The following is a 19,543-nucleotide window of genomic DNA, read 5'->3' as shown; positions in this document are numbered from 1 at the left end:
GTATCTTTTGACCCAATCTCTTTTTGATTTAGCTTAAGACTTTTGAACTAATGTACCACAAAATTTATCTGTTCGCCTAGTTAATATTTTCTCTTTGCTGCCAACTCTTCGTGTAGAAATAGTTATTTATTTTATAAACAGGAGTTCTTTGTTTCTGACTCAAAAATGGATTAACATGCTGATCCACCTTAAGCCAGCCTTTCCAACCTAAATGGATCGTATCCTGCATAAAATATGGTGAAGCACCATCATCACTCAAATCAACAACGTTATCGAATCCTTGCGAGTTCAATTGATGTTTAATCTTATGATTGAACTGATGTATCATGTTCATCGATAAACCAGTATAATCAGCCCACTTTTGATTAATCGGCGGGATAATGAAGAGTACGTCGGTATGTTGTTTTGCAAACTGATTCAAGACAAGTTGGAAGTCGGAGTACTCAACGGACTTAAGGTAGCTAAAATTGCTCTGTTCGTTCCTTAGTTTTTGATAATTCTTCTTTAACCTTTTGTTCCAAAAATTATTATCAACATTGAAACGATTATTGGTCGTATTCTTGTGTCCTAAGTTTTCTGCAACTTGGCTTAGTTTTGCAACATTGTATTCGTCGGGCAGCTGCTTTTCGCCCTCTTCAATCAAGGACCTTCTGTCTTTCAACATCAGCATTGAAAACATCTGATCCTCATGCTTCAACATATTGTATTTCAAATCCAAATATGTTTTTTCATTCGAAGTTAGTTTTTGTCCCGCCGCAACTCTTAAAATGCATCGTTCCAACGTCTCTGACGAACGTGCGGACGGCATGTTCAGTAAACGCGAGGCTGCATACCGATCCATTCGCGTGTCACGAGCATGACGCAGCCATTCGACCGTTTGCAGATTGGAATAATAAAAACTGAAAGCATTGGGATCGATCCCCTTTTTCACAAACCATTGCGGAGAAATGATAAAAACAGCTTTTTTATTTGTAAGCTGTTTACTTATGCCTTGCATCCCCCAATAATGAGTAAGTGACTGTGTTCCAGGCGATCCTAAGAGAAACGGACGATAGTTACGTTGGTATTTTTGCGCTAAGACCGACGGGTGTAAGGCATCCATACGGGACAGTTCTGATGATCCAAAGAATGGAACATAGTTCTGCGACATGGCTGCTTCTTTCACCGCTGATCCCTTAAAGATATTAGGCGACTGTGAAAGAGCTGCTTTTTGGATCGTTGTTTGCGATATTTTTTTGACACCGAACGGGGAGATGAGAAAAACAAACAATATAAGTGCCGCAAGAGCTATAGGCCCAAAAATTTGAAATAGTTTTTTGAAAACATTCATTACTGCATATTTTCAACTTTCGCAATTATTTTATTAGGCGTATCCCATTCACTACGTTCAAACTCAGACACAGGAACATCAATGCCACATTGAGATTGTAGTTCTAACAAAAGCTGCACTGTTCCCATTGAATCAAGCAGGCCCGACTCAAACAGATTAACATCTAAATCTTTGCCGACTTCATCGCTTCCTGTTAAATTTTCTAAAATTTCAATAACTTGATCCTTCATTTTTAAATATCCCCTTTTATATTAATTTGTACCGTGGAAAAATAATACATTTAAAAATCCCGAGAAAATCAAAAAGCTAAAGCAAACTGTATTAAACGTTACAAAGATTGCAAGTGCCTCAGTGAATTTATTACTTGGAATATGTGCTTGGTGCTTCTTCTTGAAGCGAAGCCATGCATCGCATAATATAATAGCACATGCGTGGAAGAGACCATAAACAATATAATACCATGTCAATCCATGCCAGAATCCCATGATCAGGAACAATGTAAAATACCCCACATTTGCAATCGTTATTCGACTTTTTATCAGTTTATTCTTCATAATAAAAAATACTAACCGCATATAGATATAATCACGGAACCAAAACGACAATGTCATATGCCACCTGTTCCAGAAGTCTTTGATGTTATGTGCCTTGAACGGTCGGTTGAAGTTCATCGGCGTTTCAATTCCCATAATATAACTTACACCAACTGCGAATAAACTATATCCGGCAAAATCGAAGAATAGGTCCATCGAGTACACATACATATACGCTACGAGCCACCAAGATATACCACCATGACTAACTGCTAACCGTGAAACAACTGGTTCAAGTCTTGAACCGAAATAGTACGCTAAGATAAACTTATATAAGAAACCTAAGAATATATACCAAACACCCTTGTCGAGTAGTTCCAAGTATTTCTCGCGCACAACCGACTTATTATAATCCTTAACAAAACGTCGATATCGGTCTATAGGCCCCGAGGAAATCGTTGGGAAAAATAGTAAAAACTGGAGTACCAACCAAGGCTTGAACTCCTTAATGATCCCATCGCGTATCTCCATTATTATTTGAACTACCTTAAACGTTAGGTAGCTTATACCTAGAAAACCGATAAAAGACGCCCGTCCATGTTCAAGTGCCGGTGTGATCTTTACGATCACCAGTGGGATTATCGCTAAAATAACTGCTAGGTAAAAGATCCACGTGGCATTTTTCTTTTGCCGGTACGCATGATATATTCCGATTAAACAAACCTCAAAAACAATATAACAGATCAATGCAATTCCTTGCTCCCATTTTGGACCGCCAAAGGTCAGAAGCAAGAAGGCAAAAGAGATCAACGTTTGATACCAATGTAATTTTTTTCCAAACAACATTCCGATCATAATCGGCAATAGTGCTACACCTAAGATTAAAAAATACGTTGGATTTTGATACGGCTGCATATTCGGCATTATCCGTTGACCTCTTTAATCAGACGCTTACGGTCGACTTTACCATTAGGTGTTAGTGGTAGAGCATCAAGATACACAAATCTTTGTGGCATCATATATGGCATCATCAGATTTTTTAACTCTTCTTTGATTGCTTTCGTCAACTCAAAATTGCTTTTAAAATCATTCTTTTTGGCCGCAACATAAGCGATCAATTGATTTACTTTATGATCTTTACCATATTTAGGTACCGTTGTTGCTTGTGATATCAGAGAAACTTGGTCCAAGTGATGATCAACCTCCTCCAACTCAATTCGAAAACCATGCAGCTTGATCTGAAAATCAATCCGCCCCTTATAAAGTAACTGCCCTGCACTATCTAACTGGCCCAAATCACCGGTTCGATAAGCCGTCTGTCCATGTAGCTTAACAAAAGCCTGCTTTGTTTTCTCGGCATTGTTCAAATATCCCTTGGATACACTTGGGCCACTGATAATAATCTCACCATCCTGCCCTTTCTGAACATCCTGCAGTTGGTCATCTACTACTCGGATCGAGGTATCCGTCTTCGCAATCCCGATAGGCAGTCGTTTGTAATCATCTAAGACCTGCTTGGTGATCTCGACTTGACTGACAGCAACCGTTGTTTCCGTTGGTCCGTATGTATTAAAAACATGTGCGTGCGGAAAACGTGTATTCAATGTTGCCGCTGTCTTGTGCGTCAGCTCTTCCCCACAAAAAAGGAAGTGTGACAAACTCGGATAATTCTGTTCATTGAAACTTGGTTCCAATAAGCAGATATCCATGAATGAGGGTGTTGAAACCCAGACATTCAAAGCAAGTTTAGGCAACTCAGCAAAAAGTTCTTTGAAATTGTCAGTAACTGATTTCGGTAACGCGACTAATCTGCCACCGCGTGTCAAAGCTGGATACAAATCCATTACCGATAAATCAAAGGAATATGGCGGCTGTGATAAGAAACTCTGTCTATTACTGATTCCAAAATCATTCTGCATCCAATCTAGGAAACTCACCAAATTGTCATGACTGATTTGGACTCCCTTCGGAACACCCGTTGTTCCAGAAGTGAAGATTATATAAAAAGTGTCGTCACCAGCGATCCATTTCTCCTTGGAAGTTCCTTGGACATGTTTGCCAAAAATACTCTCCAGCTCCGTGGGGTCGATGAGTGGTAACCCCGGCATAGCCAGAGGCAGCTCTTCAACTGCGATACATGCTGCCGGCTTAGCTATTTGATTGATTATCGTCAATCGTTCTCCTGGAGAATTTGTGTCGACCGGTATGTAGGCATGTCCCGCTTTGACTACCCCTAAAAAGGCAGCTACCATTTCAAAAGTTTGTCCACCATAAACAATGATCGGTGTTTTTTCAGCCAATCCCATTGAATCGATATAAGCTGCTAGTGCATCTGAATACTCTTTTAATTCTTGGTAAGTGTTAGCCTTCCCTAAGTATTCATATGCGACGCGACTAGGGTCAGTCGCAGCATACTCATCAATTTTTTCAATGATATTCTTTTTCATTCGTTATCTCTCCCTGATTAAAACTCGTTGTAAATAAAATGCGGCCCATTGATTCCACTGTAATTATACAGATAGACCAAAATTAACATGATCACAAAATACAGCGCTGTTCGTAAAACAAAACGCAAAACTTCATTTTTGATCAGAGGGGCCTGTTTCTTGTTCATAAGTTATGCCTCCCAACATCATCTGTCTTTTTTAGATGTTTAAGCTTATCCCTAATTGCGCGACGAATAGCCGGCTAACAAATTGCCTATTATCTAGAATGTCACGAAAATGAAATATTTACAACCATAATTTTCATAAAACTTTATAAAGATTGTCGCAGCAAAATTTAAGAAACTTAATAATATTTGTCTGTTGAATTAGTCAATACTTTTAAGAACAATTGCAACACAAAAAGCCTTCCAACGCAAATTGTGCCAAAACTACGCCCATAGCGCTCAGGCAGCATTCGCATTAGGAAGGCCAGCTATTCATTAAATCAATCTAATAAAGTTTAGATATACTGCTCTAATTTTGCTTGAATCTGTTCTTTAGGATGGTAGCCTACTAAAGTATCAACAACTTCGCCATCCTTCTTGATAAGCAGAGTTGGGATGCTCATAATACCGAATTTACTTGCTACGGCAGTATTCTGGTCAACATCGACCTTACTGAAAGATACTTTGTCGCCTAATTCTTCATCAAGCTGTTCAATAACCGGGGACTGCATCCGGCACGGGCCACACCATGTAGCCCAGAAATCAGTTAAAGTCACACCTGCACTTGTTTCATTATCAAATGTCTTATCTGTTAATTCTTTCATTTCAAAATTCCTCCCTAGCTTTCTTTTTGTAAGTAAATCATAACAGAAAGAGCCAAAAAAACAACTTATCTGCCTAACATTTCTTATTTAAAATAAACAACCGTTGCACCATTTCCACCAGCATTCGGCGGTGCAAACTTGAAACTTTTGACACTTCGATTTTGCGTCAGATAATCGGTAATTCCCTGACGCAAAGCGCCGGTCCCTTTGCCGTGAACGATCGTTACTGAGGCATACCCGGCTAGAATAGCAGCATCCATATAACGGTCAACATTAGTCAATGCTTCTTCATAACGCTGCCCACGTAAATCAAGGCGGGGCGACACATGCGATTGCCTTGCTGTTTTCAGCGTTGACCGCGTGCCTTTTGTCTTATTGTCCTTAACCCGTATTTTTTCAAGGTCATTTTCGCTGATCCGCATCTTGAGAATTCCTAGCTGGACCTCCCACTCGTTTTTACTGAGTTTTTGCAGTAAAACCCCCTGCTGTCCGTAAGATTTCACCATGACATCATCGTTGGAATGAAATTCTTGCTGTCGTTTGGCCCTTTGCAAAACCTTGTTCTTGCGTAAGTTAGTTGGTTGATGCAATTGATTCATTTTTGTTTTTGCATCGATCAATTCATTTTCCTTAACCTGACTACCAGCATTCAATCTCATCTGTCGCAACTCACCAATTAGTTTATCCGACTCTTGGGTGGCAGTTTCCACAATACTGTTGGCTTTTATCTTGGCTTTTTCAAGCAGGTCATCCCGCTTGCTGTCGAATTTTTGGTACTCTTTTTCTAAATCTGCATGCAATTTCTCTGCATCACGCAAATTCTGCTGCAAACTAATATGCTCTTCTTCAGCCATACGTCGTTTCTGAACCAAATCTTGAATCATATTATTCAAGTCCTGACTGTCACTGCGTGTCAACTGACGTGCCTGGTTGATTATCTGCTTATCCAGACCAAGCCTTTGCGAAATATCTAGCGCGTTGCTCCTTCCGGGAATACCGATTAGCAAACGGTAGGTCGGCTGCAGCGTATCAACATCGAATTCCATGCTGGCATTGATAGTTTGCGGACGATCAAAGCCATACGCTTTCAGTTCAGGATAATGAGTCGTTGCTAAAACATAACTGCCTTTAGCACCGACTGCATCTAAAATAGCAATTGCCAAAGCTGCGCCTTCTTGCGGATCTGTTCCGGCTCCCAGCTCATCGAACAGCACTAGCGAGTGTTCATCGATCTTTTCAAGAATAGAAACAATATTGGTCATATGCGATGAAAAAGTACTAAGATTCTGTTCAATAGATTGTTCATCGCCAATGTCTGCAAATATCTCATTAAAAATCCCTATTCGACTGCCTTCAAAAGCTGGAATGAACAGGCCCGCTTGCCCCATCATCTGAATAAGGCCTAAGGTCTTAAGCGTTATCGTCTTCCCACCTGTATTTGGACCAGTAATAACAATTGCCTGATAATCCTTGCCCAGCATGATATCATTACGGACAGCTTCTTCCATTTTCAACAATGGATGCCAAACCTGTCTTAAGTAGATATCATTTTGAACCGACAACTGCGGTTCTGTTGCTTTGATGGCAGCTGCATATTTGCTTTTAGCATTGACAAAGTCAAAAGTCCCTAAAATATCAGCGTTGTTTTCCAACTCTGCTGTATAGGGTGCGATCAACTCTGAGAGTTCTTGTAGTATACGCTGAATCTCTTCTTTTTCTTGTGCCTGCTGTTGCTTTAGTCGATTGTTCAATTCAACGATTGCTTTTGGTTCGACGAACAAGGTTTGCCCCGACGAGCTCTGATCATGGACAACGCCGCCAAAATGGTTGCGATATTCTTGCCTGACAGGAATAACATAACGATCATTTCTGATCGTTATCACTGCGTCACTTAAATATTTTGCAGAATTACCATGAATGAAGTCTGACAAACGGTCACGCAGCTGATTCTCCGTCGTTGCAATTGCTTTGCGAATATTACGCAAAACACTGGATGCTTCGTCAGTAACATGACCATCAGTTTCGACAGCTGTAAGAAGTCGTTTATTTATTTCCGGTAAAACCTGCAGATCGTCTGTTAGTCCATAAAGTTCTTCTAGTTCAACTTTTTCGTCGTCCAGAGTAATAAAAAAACGTCTGACTTCATTTGTTGCACGCAAAACACGACCAATAGCCGCAAGTTCCTTGCCATTTAGCGCTGCACCAATATCCAATCTTTTCAAATAAGGCTTAATATTATGCAGTTTAGGGAGCGGAATCCCCCCTTTAAGTCGCAAAATATCAGCACCGTCTTTGGTTTGAGCCAAAGCTTTTTGAATTGTACTCAGATCATTGCTTGGCTGTAATGAGCGCACTTTTTTTTCACCCATCGGAGTAACAATGAATTGAAACAATTTTTTAATTACTTTATTGTATTCCAGAACATCTAATGCTTTCGTATTCACTTTCGCACCCCCCTATTCGTTTGGCTGCTGTAAATAATTTTGGTATAGGTTTTGTGAAATAACTGGAGTTTCCTTCAAAATAAACATTGCCAGTGATGACTGTTTCACACTGCGGTTAACGTTTTCTGCCGGCCAGCCAGCTAAAATCAACAGAGTGGCAAAAATAAGCAAGTAGGATATCACTAATGACAATATCCCACCAGCTATTGCATTAAGCTGGCTGATAACGGGTAAACGGGTTATCAAATTTAACTTACGTGCGACCGAACTGAAAATAATTCCTCCGACAATAATGATCAGCCAGTATGCAAGCCCGTGATAAAATAAGGTACTACCGGTAAATGCAGCACCTTGAGCTGCACTCCAAGATGTTTTTCCCGTGAAAAATGCAACGGTCTTCTCAATCCAAAAGCTCACTGTATCAGCATATATATTTGCAATTATAAACAAGGCAATAATTCCAACAAAATTCATTAACGTTAAAAAAAAGCCACGTCTAGCCCCTCTGATATATGAAAAAAACAATACTATAATTATTAGCAAAGATATAAGCATGTTTTCACCTACTTGTTGTCATCCGTCTGCTGTTCTAATCTATCCAATTCCTCTTGTTTATATATCTGATCGGACACAGCATTAATCGCTAACAGGATCGCTGCCCTTTCCTTGCTCAGATTCGGCAGCAACTTATTGATTTCCTGAAGCTGCTGGTCTACTAATTTTACAACGGTCTCCATATGTTCGGTACTACTCTCCCCAATGATAATATAGTCTTTACCGTCTATATGGGCTTTAAAACGTCTTTTTCCCTCAGACATTTTATTGACCTCCTTCAATTCAGAATGCACTAACTAATTTTAGCATAAATAGAGAAGCGACAAAACTAATGTTTGCCTCGTCCAGCAAATCTTCTGTGTGAAAAAAAATAGAGTCTTATAAAGATAGACTCTATCGTTACATCAGTTTCCAAAAAAGCAGTTACTGCATCTTTTCATCATTCAGGAAAGTGTCAAGCACTCCTTCGACCATATCCCATTCCTCGTCGCTTTCAATATCATGCAACTCAGCATCATTCGCTTCGCCATTTTCATCTGGATCAAATGAGAAGGCAAGCACATCTACTTGCTCTTCCGGCTGCGAATCAGCGGGAATTAACAAGATATATGATTTCCCATAATCATCAGATTCAAAAGTGAACAAAATTCTGTATAACGTTTCATTCCCATTCTCGTCTACGAGCGTTATTAAATTGTCTTTTTCGTCCATGGATATTCCTCATTTCTAGTTATCACTGAGCAAGGGCCCTTTGCGATCCAAATAGTTCTGTAAGATCAAGCCAGCCGCCAACTTATCAATGACCTTTTTTCGCTTTTTTCGCGACGTGTCCGCTTGTTCCACCAGCATTCTTTCAGCCTCAACTGTTGTCAGCCGTTCATCCTGATAATCTACCGGCAAACCAAAAGTTTCTTCAAGCAAGGAACCATAATTATGAGAAGCCTCAACCCTTGGACCTGAAGTATTGTTCATATTCTTTGGTAAACCGAGAACAAAACCAGTAACTTCATATTTCTTGACCAGTTCTTTGACACGTTCAATGCCGAATTCTTTCTTTTCTTCATTTATCGCGACAATCTCGATACCTTGAGCCGTCCATCCCAATGGATCGCTAACGGCAACACCAACTGTTTTGGAGCCAACATCCAAGCCCATTAAGCGCGTCACTTGATTTCCCCCTTGTCAAGGTATGATCGAACCAATTCCTCAACTATTTCATCGCGTTCGTGTTTTCGAATTAAGTTACGTGCATCATTCAAACGAGGAATATAGGCCGGATCTCCAGATAATAAATATCCCACAATCTGGTTTATCGGATTATACCCCTTTTCCTCCAATGCCTTATACACAGTGTCTAAGGTTTCATGTACGCCTTTTCGACGCCCGTCTTCGAAATCAAAATACATTGTCTTATCTAATGAACTCATCGCAAGCACCTCCGCATGCATAACAACTCCTAGTATCATTCTACTAGAGAAAAAAGCTCGTCACAATCAAAACACATGCTTGTAACCTTTCCGTAACACAACTGTCAAATGAAAGTTGGCTAATGGATAGAATACAGCAACAAACGTTAATTTTTAAAATTGTAAGTTATAAGCATAACATAGTCCGAATCTAATTATGATAACTCAGCTTAAATAAAGGATCAGGTCAAAATGCAAAGCTTGACCTGATCCCTTTAAAATACGCTATTTAAAATTGAAAAAGCGAAATTATTCTTATGCTTTTTGTTCGAGCCATTCACTGGCAGCCTTCAAAGCATCTGCAATCCCAGCGGGGGTTTTCCCACCAGCCTGTGCCAAATCTGGACGGCCACCGCCACCGCCGCCAACTGACGGAGCAATGGTTTTGATCAAATCTCCAGCCTTCAAACCTGCTTTGACTGCTGATGCACTTGCTGCGGCAATCAAATTGACCTTTCCGTCTTTAGTTGCTGTGGCGAGCACTAATACGTCTGAATACTTTTTGGTTTTCCACTGGTCAGCTAACTGACGCAACTGTGCCATTCCCGAAACCTTGACTTGTGCCTTGATCAAAGTCTTGCCCTTGATTTCCTCAACTTGCTTAAAGACTGAGTCTGCTTGTTGTTGTGCAAACTTATCTTCAAGCGCTTGTTTTTGTTGTTCTAAATCCTTAATCTGAGCTTGATATTGCTCCAATTTGTGTGGTATTTCTTTTAGCTGTACAATTTTCATCTGTTCGCTGATACTTTCAAGGAGCTGATTACGTTTTTCGAGAAATTCATATGCCTCCTTTGAGGTCACGGCTTCAATTCGTCTGACGCCTGCACCTACACCGGATTCAGATGTGATCTTGAACAACCCAAGCTCGCTAGTATTATCAACATGATTCCCACCGCACAATTCAATCGAGTAGTTGTCGATTTTTACAACTCGGACAATATCACCGTATTTTTCAGTGAAAAGTGCAATTGCGCCGAGTTTTTTGGCTGAATCAAAGTCAGTTTCAATCGTCCTGACTGGAATGTTCGCCAGATTTTTTCGTTGACGATTCTTTCAATCTTCAGTAAGTCTTCCCTTGTCACAGAGCCGAGATTGGTAAAGTCAAAGCGCAGATAATTAGGCTCCACTAAGGAACCAGCCTGATGCGTATGTGATCCTAAAACATCACGCAGGGCTTGATCAAGCAGATGAGTTGCCGTGTGATTTTTGCGTGTTTTATCATGTAAGGCTTTATCCACTTGGAGAACATACACTTTTTCTTTAGTTAGCGGATGCAAAACCTTAACAGTGTGCATATTCTGGCCATTTGGAGCATGCTGCACATCCGTTACTACAGCAACTGTTTTACCTTCAGTATCTTTTATACTTCCAGTATCAGCAACTTGACCACCCATTTCAGCATAAAATGGTGTCTGGTCAAAGATCAATTGTGCAGAACCGTTCTCGACCTTTTCAACGAGTTTGTCCTCCACGATGATATCTTTTAAAGTCCCTTCAACCTTCAGGCGATCATATCCAACATAACTGCTTTTTGTTTTGATATCTGTTAAGAGCCCCTTTTGAACTCCCATTGATTTAGCATTGCTTCGCGCTGCACGAGCTCGTTCCTTTTGCTGCTTCATTTCCTGATCAAAACCAGCTTGATCAATCGACATTCCCTGATCATCTGCGTACTCTTTCGTTAATTCGATTGGGAACCCATAGGTATCATATAACTTAAATGCTGTCTTACCCGACAGTTCTTTACTTGATTGTTTCTTAGCTTCCACAATCATCTCATTAAGAAGCTCAAGTCCATCTTTCAAAGTCTCGTTAAAACGATCTTCCTCGCTACGCACAACCTTGGCAATGTAGTCTGCTTGTTCGAGTACTTCAGGGTAATGCGACTGCATAATTTTGCCAACAACAGGTACCAATTCATACAAGAATGCATGCTCTATTCCTAGTTTTTGACCGTGCATAACAGCTCTTCTGATCAAGCGACGAATAACATAACCTCTGCCTTCATTAGACGGAATCGCCCCATCACCAATTGCGAATGTAACTGCCCTAATGTGATCTGCGATAACCTTGAAGGAAACATCGCTTTCTTTTGACTGACCGTATTTTTTGTCAGCACTGTACTTTTCTGTCTGTTTAATAAGTGGCAAGAAAAGATCAGTTTCAAAGTTAGTTGGTGCGTTCTGAAAAACTGAAACTACACGTTCTAAACCCATGCCGGTATCAATATTTTTATGTGGAAGCGGCTCGTAGGTTCCATCGGGTTTATGATTAAATTCAGAAAAGACAATATTCCAGATCTCGAGATAACGCTCATTTTCACCGCCAGGATAGTTTTCTGGATCATCTTCGGGTAGGTCATTGAAGTCCTGCCCCCGATCATAAAAAATTTCTGAGTCAGGTCCGCTAGGCCCTTGTCCGATATCCCAAAAGTTGTCTTCAACTTCATAGATATGATCTTGGGATACACCAGCAACTTCATGCCAAATACGTTTAGCTTCGGTGTCTTTAGGATAGACCGTGACATACAAACGTTCTTTATCCATCGCAAACCATTTAGGACTTGTCAATAATTCCCACGCCCATGTGATGGCTTCCTTCTTGAAATAATCACCGACAGAAAAGTTTCCCAACATTTCAAATAGCGTATGGTGACGAGCTGTATGCCCAACGTTTTCAATATCATTCGTTCGTATACTCTTCTGTGAACTGGTAATACGCGGGTTCTTCGGTACAACACTCCCGTCGAAAAATTTCTTCATTGTTGCAACTCCGGAGTTGATCCACAGCAAAGTTGGATCATCATGTGGAATCAGTGATGCACTTGGCATAATATCATGCCCTTTTTCTTTAAAAAACTCCAAATACATTTGTCTGATTTGTGAACTTGACAGCTCTTTCATTCTTAAAATTACACCCTTTCTCTTCTTAATGAACATAAAAACACCGCTGCGAGTAAGGACGCTTTCTGCGCGGTACCACCTTACTTGCAACGATGTTGTCGTTTACCTCTTTAAGCTCGATAACGTTGAGTGACGTTTTTTCTATCTTTACAGGGAGCACTTGAATGGATGTCACTGATCCTTGCACCAATCGGATCCTCTCTTTAAATGACGCACCCACCAAGCATATCCTGAATTCTCTCAAAGTATAGCCAAAAAAAATTAAAATGTCAATCGTACGAACAGCTATTAGTCACGTTTCTTTTGCCTACGTGAGATTTTTCGTTCCTGTTGTTCTTTACGTCTGATTGCTTTTTTGATTTTATTTTTATATCCAGGTTTACGTTTCTTACGTTCCTTTTTCACCAAACCAATCAAATTAATATCAAGTTGTTCTTTCTTGACCTTACGTTTTTGCCGTCGGTCACGATCATATGAATCAACGATCTCATCGTTCTTCAAAACCTTAGGTTGAAATTTTATTCCCATTTTTTCGAGTTCAGAGATTTTTTCATCATCATTCGGACTATAGAGCGTCACCGCAGTGCCCGACATCCCATTACGCCCAGTTCGACCCACTCGATGAATGAAGAATTCCAGATCATCAGGCAGATCATCATTAATGACATGCGACACGCCCTCAATATCAATACCTCTAGCCGCCAAATCAGTTGCTACCACAAACTGATATGTTAGATTCTGAACTTCACGCATAACACGCTTACGCTGTCGAGGTGGAATTCCACCATGAATTTTAGCTACCTTTAACCCTTGGGCACGCAGAAAGTCTGTCAATTCATCAGCACGTGTTTTAGTATTGGTAAAAACCAATGCCATATATGGCTGTCCAATCGTCAACAATTTGTAGATTATCTCATTTCGATTCCGCCCCTTGGTTGAAAGTAACCAGTTGTGGATCGTCGGGCTGATAATATTCTTATTTTCAATAACTTCAATGACTGGATCCTGCATGTACTTGCGCAGAAATGGTTTAAGTTTGGCAGGAATAGTTGCAGAAAAGACTAGCATCTGCAAATCCTTTGGTAAGGTCGATGCGATTGCATCAACATCCTTCAAAAATCCCAGATCCAAAGTCATATCAGCTTCATCTACTACCATGTAATGTGCATTGTGAATATCCAAATCATTACTTTTGACTAGATCTAGAATTCGTCCTGGTGTGCCGATCACCACTTGAGGTTGATGATGATGCAGCTTTTCAATTTGTCGCTGTTTATCCGTTCCTCCTACATAGTTATGAATCATTAGCGGATGGTCTTCTTGGTCACCCAATTGCTTTGCGGCTTCATAGATCTGATATGCAAGTTCACGGCTTGGTGTTGTAATGACTGCCTGAACACTCTCATTGTCCACTTTGATTGCATTCAATATCGGCAACAGGAAAGTATGTGTTTTCCCGCTTCCTGTCTGGGACTGACCCACAACACTCTGATTTTTCATTATCAGTGGTATCAATCTTTTTTGAACTTCAGTTGGTTCTGTAAAATGGATTTTATCTAACGCCTTTTCAAGAAAAGGCTGAAAACCAAATTCTTTAAATGAATTAATCATTAGTTTCTCCTGTATGATCCTCGTAACTAGCAGCTACGGCATCCAGCTTCTTAATATATTCTGGTATTTTCTCTGCATCAGGCATAAAGGCCCCGCTTGCTAACGGATGCCCTCCTCCTGCATACTCTTTAGCAAGTTCATTAATAACAGGTCCCTTTGAACGAATGCGCAACCGGAAGGATCCATCCTTTTGCTGCACAAGAATTGTCCAACACTTGACTCCGATTATTTTACCCAGTAAAGGTACGATTGGAGCAGTACTTGCATCTTTTATCGCAAATTTTGCCATCACTTCTCTGGTTAATACGATATATGCCGCTCCATTTTCCGTAATCGTCATATTCTCATAGACGTAAGCTGCCAACCGTGCTACTGGCAAAGCAATGCTATCTAATTTCTGATTGACCTTTGCAGGTTCAAAATCATGTTCCATCAACTGACCAGCAATACGCATCGTATGTGGGGTAGTAGCATCATACATAAATCTTCCTGTATCGCCAATAATTCCTGCATATAACATTCGTGCAGCATCATCAGGAACAGTCAGTTCACCTCCAAGCGCATTTACCAAGTCCATAATCATCTCAGAACAGCTCGAGGCTTTTGTATTGACCCAGCAAATATCTCCGTAGGGATCTTCGTTAGGATGATGATCTATCTTGATCAGATACCTTCCCTTCGTATAACGCTTATCATCTACTCGCGGTTGATTGGCGGTATCAGTAACGATTACAAGTGCATCCTTGTAGACGTCATCTTCAATTTTTTCCGGTTCAGCTATCCAAGCGAGGCCATGTACATTTTCGCCCACTTGATAAACCTTTTTACTTGGAAAGTTTGCCCTAATAATCGCCGCAAGTCCGCATTGTGATCCATACGCATCAGGATCAGGGCGTTGGTGGCGGTGAATGATAATAGTTTCATTCTCCTTAATCTGCTCAAGAATACTTGTTTCTATCGACATCCTAGTTCTCCTTAAATTTCAAAAATTTTTCCCACACTAGTTTTTATTCCGACTCCGGGTGCTAACTTGGCAAGATAGGCTGCAACATCCTGCTTTATCTGTGGAAAAGTGTTGTAATGGATCGGCAAAACACGCTTTGCCTTAACAAACGATGCAGCTCGAATGGCATCATCTGGTCCCATTGTATAATAATCTCCGATTGGCAAGAAAGCCAGATCAACACCATTTCCACCGTTAAGCAGTTGCATGTCTGAAAATAATGCCGTATCTCCAGCATCGTACAAAACCTTTCCGTCAACATGCAATTCGAACCCGGCAGCGACACCGAGTGTCCGCGGGTCAGATCCTTTTTGAGGCAACGCTGCAGTATGCCATGCCGGAACTAGCTTGATTGAACCAAAATTGGTTTTCAAAGATCCGCCAAAATTGATGCCATAAGCTTTTAGCCCTTTTTCTTCAAAGTATCCTGCTAAATCAGTGACAGCAACTATTGTTGCCCCTGTTCGCTGTGCGATCTCAACAGTATCCCCTACATGGTCAAAATGAGCATGTGTTACTAATATAAAGTCTGGCTGACATTCTTCAACTTTCAAATCAGTTAACGGATTATCCGTGATAAACGGATCAATTAAAATATCTGTTTTATCTGCCGTGATAATTTCAATCACTGAATGGCCGTGCCAAATTATTTTCATCAACTGCACCTCCTACATTAGCTGACTTACAATACAAGTATACCTATAAAAACCGCTAATTACAAAACCGCTACTCTTTCCATAATGGCAATTTAATGTTTTCAAATCTTAGTTCGTCAATATTGGTCAACGTCATTCCTAAAAGACGGACATCTACCTCATTAGGTTGCATCTGATCAAATAACTGTCTGCCCCAAAAGGCAAAGTTCTTCTTATCATTTGTCAAGTAGTCATCAAAGGTCATTCTCTTAGTCACTGTTTCAAATTGACTATTTCTTAATTTCAAAACTAGCGTCTTCCCGTGTTTTTGCTTTTGTTGTACTGCTTCTGTCAGCTTTTCAGCCAAAAAATCCAGCATATCATCTACCTCAACGGAACTCTTCAAAGGCTGATTGAGCGTTCTTTCAAATCCAATTGACTTTCGTTTTCTTTTCCATTCAACTGGACGTTCATCGATCCCGCGAACTCTCTGATAAAGAATCTGCCCCATTTTTCCAAACTTCGAAATTAAATCTACTTCACTCCATTCGAGAAGATCAGCTCCTGTTTCTATTCCTAACTGGTGCATCTTAGGTGCCGTTTTCTTGCCTACACCTCGAAATTTTTCAATCGGTAAATCAGCCAAGAATGAATTCACCTCTTCAGGCAGGACCAGTGTCATTCCTGCTGGTTTATGGTAATCAGATGCCAATTTCGCTAAAAACTTGTTATACGAAACTCCCGTGGAACACGTCAGCTTTGTTTTGGCAAAAATTTCTTGTTGAATGAGCCGTGCCACATGTAAAGCTGAACTTACTTCTTTCTTATTTTCAGTCACATCCAGATAAGCCTCATCAAAAGCAATTGGTTCGACTTTGTCGGTATACTCATGAAAAATAGCATGGATCTCTTTTGATATACGCCTATATTTAACAAAATCAGGTTTTACAAAAATCGCTTGATGGCATAGTTCATACGCTTCTTGTGCGCTCATAGCCGAGTGTATGCCAAAACGACGCGCCGCATAATTAGCCGTCGCGACCACACCTCTTCCGGCCGTATGCCGCGGGTCACGCGCAATGACAAGTGGCTTATCGCGATATTGTCTGTGATCTCGCATCTCAATTGATGCATAAAAAGCATCCATATCAACATGCACGATTTTTCGCTTCAACTTCACCCCTATTACCACCTAGCATCCGTTTTTGATATTTAAATCATAGCAGAACGTTAGTTCGTTTTCAAATGTTTTATTCCACCAAAAAAGACTTACAGTAAAATCAAAATTACCATAAGTCTCCGATTATATCACATTATATTTTACTTACAATTAAACCTAGCTTAGACAATGACCGTTGCTGTGCACCCGATTCTACACAGTTAATCCCTATTGTCGTTTTCGGAAGTGAAGATCCAGTGATGATCATCCCGTGCTAACAAATCATCAGCTTCCTGCGGTCCCATCGAACCACTAGCATACTCAGGTAAAGGAATCTGCTGATTATCCCATGCATTACGGATCGCATCAACAAACTTCCAAGAATAGGCAACTTCCTCCCAATGTGTGAAGTTGGTTGCATCACCACGAAGCACATCCAAAATCAGTTTTTCATAAGCCTCAGGTATCTGTACACTATTGTCTTCAACCTGCAGCAAGTCTAACTTCTGAACTTTCAGTCCAAAATTCTGCCCTATTTTCTTTACATTCATCTGCAGATAAATCTCGCCCTTAGGCTCAACAATAATTGTCAAGATGTTCTTCCCAAGTCTTTCAGAACCGAAAATATTTTTGGGAACGTCTTTAAAAACAATATCAATACGTGTTGTTTTCTTAGACAAGCGTTTCCCTGTTCTAATATATATTGGAACACCAGAAAAATTCTCACTGTTGACAAACACTTTACCAGCTACAAAAGTCTCGGTCTTCGAATCATCCGCAATTTGTTCCTCTTGCCGATACCCTTTGAGACCAGCAGACGATTCGCCGTATTGAGCTCTAACGAAATTTTTTTCTACTTGTTCAGGTGAATAAACCTGCAGAGCTTTTAGTGCATATATTTTTTCGCGTCTTATATCGCTTTCAGTAAAAGAAGCCGGCATATTCATTGTAAGCAATGAAACTATTTGCAAAATATGATTTTGAACCATATCACGCAAAGCTCCTGCCGTTTCGTAGTAACCAGCACGCTCTTCAACTCCCAGTGCCTCGCTCAACGTGATCTGAATATTATCAATGTAGCGATTATTCCAAAGCGACCGAAAAAGATTGTTGCCAAAACGAACTGCAGCAATATTTTGAATCATTTCCTTGCCAAGGTAATGATCAATCCTAAAAACAGAATCCTCAGCAAAATAGCGCCCAATCGAATTGTTTAAGTCTTTTGCACTTGCCAAATCGTGACCGAATGGTTTCTCGATTATCAGACGATTATATCCATTATCAGTTACTATATTCTGTGACTTCAAATGCTCGGCGATTGTTCCAAAGAAACGCGGCGACATTGCTAAATAAAATAAACGATTGCCACCAATACTATACTTTTGATCTAGCCGCTGTGCCAATTTCCGCAAAGTCACATAGTGCTCTGTATCATTGACATTGTGAGACTGATAATAAAAATGCTGTGCAAATTCATCCGCATCTTCTTTAGAAGTATCAGCATCCGTTACCGCTTTTCTGACAACATCTTGAAAATATTCATCAGTCCACGGACGGCGAGCTGTCCCAATCACAGCAAAATTTTCTTTTAAGAAACCCTTCTTATATAGTTCAAACAATGATGGATATAATTTTCGTTTCGCAAGATCCCCTGTTCCACCGAAAATAATAAAGAGTGCTTGTTGTCTTGTACCCATAATTAGTTGCACCACTTTCACTTAATCTCTTTACACTTGTACAAACACTAGTGTACTTGTAAAAGAAAACTTTAACAAGTATCAGATATTCTTTAAATCTTATGTAGGGCTTGAAAAAACGTAAGACTTAAACAATTTATTAAGTTCTCAATTTTTCCAGCGAAACAAAGAAACATTAAATCAAATGAACACCCTTATCTACGTAAATAACATCCCCGACAACACCCGTCGAAAGATCACTTACCAAGAACGAAGCTGCTCCTCCAATTTGTTCTGTTGTTACTGATTCACCATCCACTGTTCTTTCACGTGATAAACGCAACAAATCGCCATGATCCTTAACACCTGTCACAGCCAATGTTTTAACTGCTCCAGCTGAAATAGCATTCACTCTCACGCCGTATTTAGCCATATCACGTGCAAGATATCTGACATTCGCTTCAAGTGCAGCTTTTGCAACACCCATTACGTTGTAGTTAGGAATAGCACGTTCTGATCCGAAATAAGTTAATGTTACAATGCTGCCCGGATTATTTAATATTTTAATTCCGTATTTAGCAACAGCAATCAGTGAATAGGCTGAAATGTTTTGAGCCAATGCATACCCTTCACGACTGGAATTCATGATATCACCAGAAAGTTCTTCCTTTTTAGCAAAAGCAATCGCATGGACAATGCCATCAACCTTGCCAAAACGTTCTGCAACTTGTGCAAACGCTCTTTCAATACTTTCATCGCTAGAAACATCACACTCAACCAGACGATCTTCATTTTCCACTAATCGAGATAAGCTTTTTTTCAATCGCTCATTTTGGTACGTAAAAATAAGTTCCGCACCATTATCGATCATTGACTGTGCACAGCCCCAAGCAATACTCCGTTTGTTTGCAGCACCCATTATCAGAATTTTTTTACCGCTTAATAATTTATTCAATCTTTTCAACCTCCATCA

18 protein-coding genes and 1 pseudogene are annotated in these 19,543 nt (G+C 40.2%); all 19 read right to left on the bottom strand.

Annotation, left to right across the window (positions count from 1 at the left end):
* Positions 1 to 76 precede the first annotated feature (76 nt).
* The 19 genes and pseudogenes from dltD to fabI all read right to left on the bottom strand — a co-directional run bounded on the left by dltD (position 77) and on the right by fabI (position 19,525).
* Positions 77 to 1,330, bottom strand: a complete 1,254-nt coding sequence (gene dltD, locus JCM15457_RS04105) for a D-alanyl-lipoteichoic acid biosynthesis protein DltD (RefSeq protein WP_034987929.1) — start codon at positions 1,328 to 1,330, stop codon at positions 77 to 79.
* Entirely contained in the window at positions 1,330 to 1,560 is a 231-nt protein-coding gene (dltC, locus tag JCM15457_RS04100) for a D-alanine--poly(phosphoribitol) ligase subunit DltC (protein ID WP_034987926.1), read from the bottom strand. The genes dltD and dltC overlap by 1 nt, the downstream gene beginning before the upstream one ends.
* Positions 1,561 to 1,581: 21 nt before the next feature.
* Positions 1,582 to 2,787, bottom strand: a complete 1,206-nt coding sequence (gene dltB, locus JCM15457_RS04095) for a D-alanyl-lipoteichoic acid biosynthesis protein DltB (protein WP_034987922.1) — start codon at positions 2,785 to 2,787, stop codon at positions 1,582 to 1,584.
* Positions 2,787 to 4,310, bottom strand: a complete 1,524-nt coding sequence (dltA, locus tag JCM15457_RS04090; RefSeq protein WP_034987919.1) for a D-alanine--poly(phosphoribitol) ligase subunit DltA — start codon at positions 4,308 to 4,310, stop codon at positions 2,787 to 2,789. Before dltA ends, dltB begins: the two co-directional genes overlap by 1 nt.
* Positions 4,311 to 4,327: 17 nt before the next feature.
* On the bottom strand, positions 4,328 to 4,477 hold the full coding sequence (locus tag JCM15457_RS11885; protein WP_081778182.1) for a teichoic acid D-Ala incorporation-associated protein DltX: 150 nt from the start codon (positions 4,475 to 4,477) through the stop codon (positions 4,328 to 4,330).
* 332 nt (positions 4,478 to 4,809) lie between these two features.
* Entirely contained in the window at positions 4,810 to 5,118 is a 309-nt protein-coding gene (trxA, locus tag JCM15457_RS04085; protein WP_034987918.1) for a thioredoxin, read from the bottom strand.
* Positions 5,119 to 5,201: 83 nt separating this feature from the next.
* On the bottom strand, positions 5,202 to 7,562 hold the full coding sequence (locus JCM15457_RS04080) for an endonuclease MutS2 (protein WP_034987916.1): 2,361 nt from the start codon (positions 7,560 to 7,562) through the stop codon (positions 5,202 to 5,204).
* A 12-nt stretch (positions 7,563 to 7,574) separates the two neighbouring features.
* Positions 7,575 to 8,117 carry a CvpA family protein gene (locus tag JCM15457_RS04075; protein ID WP_034987912.1) on the bottom strand — a complete coding sequence of 181 codons (543 nt, stop codon included), beginning with the start codon at positions 8,115 to 8,117 and terminating at the stop codon, positions 7,575 to 7,577.
* An 8-nt stretch (positions 8,118 to 8,125) separates the two neighbouring features.
* Entirely contained in the window at positions 8,126 to 8,380 is a 255-nt protein-coding gene (zapA, locus tag JCM15457_RS04070; protein WP_034987910.1) for a cell division protein ZapA, read from the bottom strand.
* Between the two features lie 160 nt (positions 8,381 to 8,540).
* Positions 8,541 to 8,828 carry a DUF1292 domain-containing protein gene (locus tag JCM15457_RS04065; RefSeq protein ID WP_034987909.1) on the bottom strand — a complete coding sequence of 96 codons (288 nt, stop codon included), beginning with the start codon at positions 8,826 to 8,828 and terminating at the stop codon, positions 8,541 to 8,543.
* 15 nt (positions 8,829 to 8,843) lie between these two features.
* The gene (gene ruvX, locus JCM15457_RS04060; RefSeq protein WP_034987907.1) at positions 8,844 to 9,284 is read right to left on the bottom strand and encodes a Holliday junction resolvase RuvX; all 441 of its coding nucleotides are present in this window, start codon (positions 9,282 to 9,284) and stop codon (positions 8,844 to 8,846) included.
* On the bottom strand, positions 9,281 to 9,544 hold the full coding sequence (locus tag JCM15457_RS04055) for an IreB family regulatory phosphoprotein (protein WP_034987905.1): 264 nt from the start codon (positions 9,542 to 9,544) through the stop codon (positions 9,281 to 9,283). The genes ruvX and JCM15457_RS04055 overlap by 4 nt, the downstream gene beginning before the upstream one ends.
* A 294-nt stretch (positions 9,545 to 9,838) precedes the next feature.
* A pseudogene (gene alaS / locus JCM15457_RS04050) lies at positions 9,839 to 12,486 on the bottom strand (alanine--tRNA ligase).
* A 288-nt stretch (positions 12,487 to 12,774) separates the two neighbouring features.
* Positions 12,775 to 14,097, bottom strand: a complete 1,323-nt coding sequence (locus tag JCM15457_RS04045) for a DEAD/DEAH box helicase (RefSeq protein ID WP_034987903.1) — start codon at positions 14,095 to 14,097, stop codon at positions 12,775 to 12,777.
* The gene (locus JCM15457_RS04040; protein ID WP_034987901.1) at positions 14,090 to 15,061 is read right to left on the bottom strand and encodes a DHH family phosphoesterase; all 972 of its coding nucleotides are present in this window, start codon (positions 15,059 to 15,061) and stop codon (positions 14,090 to 14,092) included. Before JCM15457_RS04040 ends, JCM15457_RS04045 begins: the two co-directional genes overlap by 8 nt.
* 11 nt (positions 15,062 to 15,072) lie before the next feature.
* Entirely contained in the window at positions 15,073 to 15,756 is a 684-nt protein-coding gene (locus JCM15457_RS04035) for a metal-dependent hydrolase (protein ID WP_034987899.1), read from the bottom strand.
* A gap of 70 nt (positions 15,757 to 15,826) precedes the next feature.
* Complete coding sequence (gene dinB / locus JCM15457_RS04030; protein ID WP_034988326.1) at positions 15,827 to 16,909, bottom strand: DNA polymerase IV; 1,083 nt, start codon at positions 16,907 to 16,909, stop codon at positions 15,827 to 15,829.
* A 206-nt stretch (positions 16,910 to 17,115) separates the two neighbouring features.
* Complete coding sequence (gene zwf / locus JCM15457_RS04025) at positions 17,116 to 18,591, bottom strand: glucose-6-phosphate dehydrogenase (RefSeq protein WP_034987897.1); 1,476 nt, start codon at positions 18,589 to 18,591, stop codon at positions 17,116 to 17,118.
* A gap of 175 nt (positions 18,592 to 18,766) precedes the next feature.
* The gene (gene fabI / locus JCM15457_RS04020; protein ID WP_034987893.1) at positions 18,767 to 19,525 is read right to left on the bottom strand and encodes an enoyl-ACP reductase FabI; all 759 of its coding nucleotides are present in this window, start codon (positions 19,523 to 19,525) and stop codon (positions 18,767 to 18,769) included.
* Positions 19,526 to 19,543 lie beyond the last annotated feature (18 nt).

The sequence above is a fragment of the Liquorilactobacillus sucicola DSM 21376 = JCM 15457 genome (genome assembly GCF_000612445.1).
Classification (GTDB): Bacteria; Bacillota; Bacilli; order Lactobacillales; family Lactobacillaceae; genus Liquorilactobacillus; species Liquorilactobacillus sucicola.
Note: the sequence above shows the minus strand (reverse complement) of the source record. Positions and strands in the feature narration are given on the sequence as shown.